Origin of the sequence: Ilyobacter sp., assembly GCF_041583315.1 — a bacterium.
Classification (GTDB): Bacteria; Fusobacteriota; Fusobacteriia; order Fusobacteriales; family Fusobacteriaceae; genus Ilyobacter.
In genome coordinates this window covers 1-4,561 of the sequence record NZ_JBFHGC010000211.1, presented here as the reverse complement: position 1 = coordinate 4,561, position 4,561 = coordinate 1, and the positions used below count along the sequence as shown (strand labels likewise).

The window sequence follows — 4,561 nt, the reverse complement described above, 5'->3', positions numbered from 1 at the left end:
ATAATATCCTTCTTATTTGATATTCTTTTTACCGTATTCCACTTAAGAGAATCTTTTATCTCGTGATTAAAACCCCTGTCAAAATTATACTTCATATTCCCCCCTGTTATTTTTCATCCCAATGATAGTCTTTTCTTTAATTCATACATATCATAAACCCTTTATTATAATGTCAAACTTTTAAAAATACACTTAATACATGTACATTAGTTCTATATATAAATTTAACATAATTTACCTCATTAATCAAGAAATTTTATATTTTTGTTAAAATAATCTTCATAATAATACAAATTTTATATCACTGTTTCGCTACCAATAAAAAAATCAGGAAAAATTCCCTGATTTTTTTATATTTTATACGGTAAATATGTCACTGGTTTAATGATAAGTTCACTCTCTAACATCTCTTTCTCATCGTTTATTTCAAGGTTCATAATATTGTTAAACCTGCTATAAAAATTCTCAAGATACTTGTAATTCATAAAGAGTTTCTCAAAAGGATTTTCTCTCCTTATCTCTACCACACTGTATTCAGACAGCTGCAGATCTTTGGCCATAATCCCTATAGTATCCTGGAGCCCCCCTATACCGTCTACAAGTCCTTTTTCCAGAGCTTCCTCTCCTAGCCAAACTCTTCCTCCTGCTAAAGATTCCATCTGACTCATAGGGATATTTCTTCCTGAGCTCACTCTCTCTTTAAATTCAGAGTATATTTTAGAACTGGATTGGTATATCCTTTCTTTTTCATCCTTGTTCATACCGTCAGTTATAGAGTAAATCCCAGACAGCTTTCCTTTCTGAACAGACTCTATTTTTATCCCCAGTTTTCCTGCTAGCTCACTCACATCAGGTACCAGACTCACCACTCCTATAGATCCTGTGATGGTATCCCTCTCTGCAAAAATTCTGTCTCCTGAAGCAGATATATAATAACCTCCCGAGGCAGAGGTTCCACCCATAGATACATATACAGGCTTTTCTATACTTCTTATTTTAGCATTTATTACTTCAGAAGCCAGAGCAGATCCTCCGGGAGAATCTATTCTCAACACTATTCCTGCCACGTCCTTGCTTTGCACAGCCATATCCAGCTCAGAAATCATTGTATCCGGAGTTATCGCCTGCTTAGTACCTCTTCCGCCGTTTGTGTATAGTATCTCTCCGTCACCATAGATCACTGCTATCTTTTGTCCTGACCCCTGATGGCCCACCACACTTCTGGAATACTTTCCAAGAGTAGTTTTATTCACTATATTTCTCTCTCTTAAAAATTCATGATAGTACATAAGGCTATCCACGAGTTTCTCTTCCTTCATTTTAAAGGCGTCTGCCAAAACGAAGTCACCGTTTAGTATTTTTTTACTGAGATCCCTTTCGTCTATATTTCTGGCCACCGATACATCCTGCACAAAATTATAGTATATCCTGTCTAGAAGTCTTGTAATATTTTCCCGGAATTCCGGGGACATTTCTTCTCTCACATAGTTTTCTCCATAAGATTTGTAGTCTCCCACATGTATGACTTCATATTTCACACCTATCTTATCACTGAGTCTTTTCATGTATGGAAGTTCCATGAAGTATCCCGATATATTTGACCCAGCCCCTTTGCTAGGTGGCATTATTATCTCATCTGCATTAACTGCAAGAGAATAATTCCTGTTTTCAAAACCTCTGGAAAATGCATATACTTTTTTCCCTGCTTCTCTGTATTCTTTTATCTTTCTTCCCAGCTCCTCTACCTGAGCCCTGTTTAACGCCACATTATCGACCTTTAAGATCAGACCATCTATCCTCTGATCGTTTTTACCTTTGTCCAGATAATTCAGCATATTATAGAAGTTGACCTTTTCCCCTTCCATTGTGAAAATTGAGATGCTTCCCCTTTCACCTATTGGGTTTGACAAGTCCAGCTCAATATATGTATTCTTTTTTATCGGAGCCTTTTCCACTGGAGTTTTTGGAACAAAGACTGCCAGCAGAACTATTATTATCACCATCACCATCACGATCTTTATAAGGAAAGAGGCTATCTCTTTCAGTATAAAGAGAAGGGCATTTTTAAACCATCTAAATACAATCATACTCTACCTCCCACAAATATTAGTCCTCTTCCTATACTTTACTTCATTACTATATTCATTGCAATTAAATTCTGTATTCTCACATTAAAATTTTAAATTCATAAATACTTTTTCTGCACAATGCTGTAAATTCCTGTAAATTTAAAAATCATATTTATTACTTCTGTTTTAAATCTGTTTATTTTATAAAAACTACAATTGAAGCCACCTCGTATCTTTATTCCCTAATCATGAAAATGTATATTATATGGTTATAAATTTTAAAAAGACCTGAATATAATACTTACTCATATATAATCTAATCTTTCCATGAGCCTGTCCAGTTTTCCAGCTGCTCGTTTTCCACAGCTATCCTTTGAATTTATCCTATTGTTAAGGTCAAAACTGACACTGTCTGTTATAAAAAATATTTCTGCAGTAATTTTGACAACATCAGAAATATAAGAAAATCAATTATATGCAATCAAGTATTGAATTCCCACTCAATTTCTAATATAATATCTTCTTATACAAGGCTTGTTATAGACTTAATGAAATTATAGAGTCCATAGATAAGCAGCGGTCATCATAGGGAGGATTATTATGTGGGATAGTACAGTCTTATTTGCCTTCGGGCTCACACTTTTTGCAGGGCTCTCCACCGGTATAGGAAGTGCTCTGGCGTTTTTTACAAAAAAAACAAATACAAAGTTCCTTTCCGTTGCCCTAGGATTTTCTGGGGGGGTTATGCTCTATGTTTCCTTTGTAGAGATTTTTGCCAAAGCAAAGGATGCTCTGGTATTACAGCTCGGAACAAGAAACGGCTACTGGGTCACAACCTTGGCTTTTTTCGGAGGAATGCTGCTTATAGCTATTATAGATAAGATGGTGCCTTCTTTTGAAAATCCCCACGAAATAGTCGGGGTAGAAGAAATGGTTGAAATAGAGAATATGGAGCACCATCTTGAAGAGATGGAATCAGAAAAAGCCAGCGAACATATGGGGCATAAACATAAAAAAGGTTCCCTGTACAGGATGGGTATATTTTCAGCTCTCGCTATAGGTATTCATAACTTTCCAGAAGGTCTGGCTACATTCGCTTCGGCCATCAAGGATCCCACTTTGGGAGTTTCAATAGCAGTGGCCATAGCTATCCACAACATACCTGAAGGTATAGCAGTATCTGTACCAATATACTACGCCACAGGAAATAAGAAAAAAGCATTTTTCTACTCATTTCTCTCTGGTCTTTCAGAACCGATAGGAGCCCTGGTTGGGTATCTTCTTCTTTACAGATATTTCAATGATTTTGTCTTTGGGATACTTTTTGCAGGTGTGGCAGGGATAATGGTATTCATCTCATTGGACGAGCTTCTTCCTGCAGCTCAGAGATACGGAGAACACCATCTTTCCATCTATGGATTGGTAAGCGGAATGGCAGTTATGGCAGTAAGTCTGCTGCTCTTTGCATAGTACAGATATCTCCTGCTTTAATACATTTTTATTTCAGCTCTAAAAACCCCTTGATAATCAGTGTATCAAGGGGTTTTTAATATCCATGGATTCAAAGATCCATAGACAGTATATTTACTGACCTATACTTTTAATATAGTATCTATTATTCTCTTTTTGAAGATCAATATTTATTTCAAAAATTTCAGATAGATTTTCTGAAGTAAGTATCTTTTCCTTTTCACCCTGTTTGAAAATAGTTTTGTCATGCATCAGAGCTACATGGGTAATTTCTTGAAAAATCTCTTCAATGTGGTGAGTTACTAATATAATAGAAGCTCTTGTTGAAAGTTTCTGTATAAACTTTAGAAAACTGTTTTGAGCCTTTATATCGAGTCCCACAGTTGGCTCATCAAGTATAAATGCCTTCGGATCATGAATCAAAGCTCTTCCGATAATACAACGTCTTAATTGTCCTGTGCTCATTTGATGAACTTTTTTATCTTTTATTTCCAAAATTTCAAGAAACTCTAAAACCTCTAAAACCTTTTCATGCTGCTCTTTTGTAAAGTCATGGTATTTAAAAATTCCAATTGAACTATAATATCCGCTAAGAACCACTTCATAAGCAGTTGAAAATTTCCCTTGAGTTTCAAAGTATGTATGAAGATCATTTGTAATAATTCCCAGATTTTTTTTTATTTCAAAGATATTCCATATATCTTTACCAAATACTTTTTTCTTGAAGGGATATTTGGTATTCGGATATAAATCATTTGAGATTAATTTTATTAAAGTAGATTTACCACTTCCGTTTGCTCCCAAAATAGCCCAGTGTTCATCTGTATTTATTTTAAGATTAATATTTTCCAATACAGGTGATCCCACCTCGTAGTTTATATGAATATTTTCAAAATCAATTATATTTTTTAAGGAACTTTTATGTTTTATCAAAATTATCTCCTTCTGATTTTTTATTTTATAAATATTAATACTCTATTTCAGCAGACTTCATACTAATAGTAGAATAACCTGCTTTTTTT

The 4,561-nt window shown here is 34.7% G+C and carries 3 protein-coding genes; 1 reads left to right on the top strand and 2 read right to left on the bottom strand.

From position 1 onward, the window contains the following. Positions 1-350: 350 nt before the first annotated feature. Complete coding sequence (sppA, locus tag ABZA26_RS08395; RefSeq protein WP_372714075.1) at positions 351-2,087, bottom strand: signal peptide peptidase SppA; 1,737 nt, start codon at positions 2,085-2,087, stop codon at positions 351-353. A 582-nt stretch (positions 2,088-2,669) separates the two neighbouring features. Between sppA and zupT the strand changes: the two genes are divergently transcribed. Continuing rightward, positions 2,670-3,539 (top strand): zinc transporter ZupT, encoded by an 870-nt coding sequence (gene zupT, locus ABZA26_RS08390; RefSeq protein ID WP_372714074.1) that lies wholly within the window; start codon positions 2,670-2,672, stop codon positions 3,537-3,539. Between the two features lie 114 nt (positions 3,540-3,653). Here zupT and ABZA26_RS08385 read toward each other — a convergent pair whose 3' ends face one another. Continuing rightward, the gene (locus ABZA26_RS08385; RefSeq protein ID WP_372714073.1) at positions 3,654-4,472 is read right to left on the bottom strand and encodes an ABC transporter ATP-binding protein; all 819 of its coding nucleotides are present in this window, start codon (positions 4,470-4,472) and stop codon (positions 3,654-3,656) included. Positions 4,473-4,561 lie beyond the last annotated feature (89 nt).

Excerpts from the sequence above, each read along its gene's own strand:
- sppA (WP_372714075.1), bottom strand. The coding sequence starts at position 2,087 with ATGATTGTATTTAGATGGTTTAAAAATGCCCTTCTCTTTATACTGAAA.
- zupT (WP_372714074.1), top strand. The coding sequence starts at position 2,670 with ATGTGGGATAGTACAGTCTTATTTGCCTTCGGGCTCACACTTTTTGCA.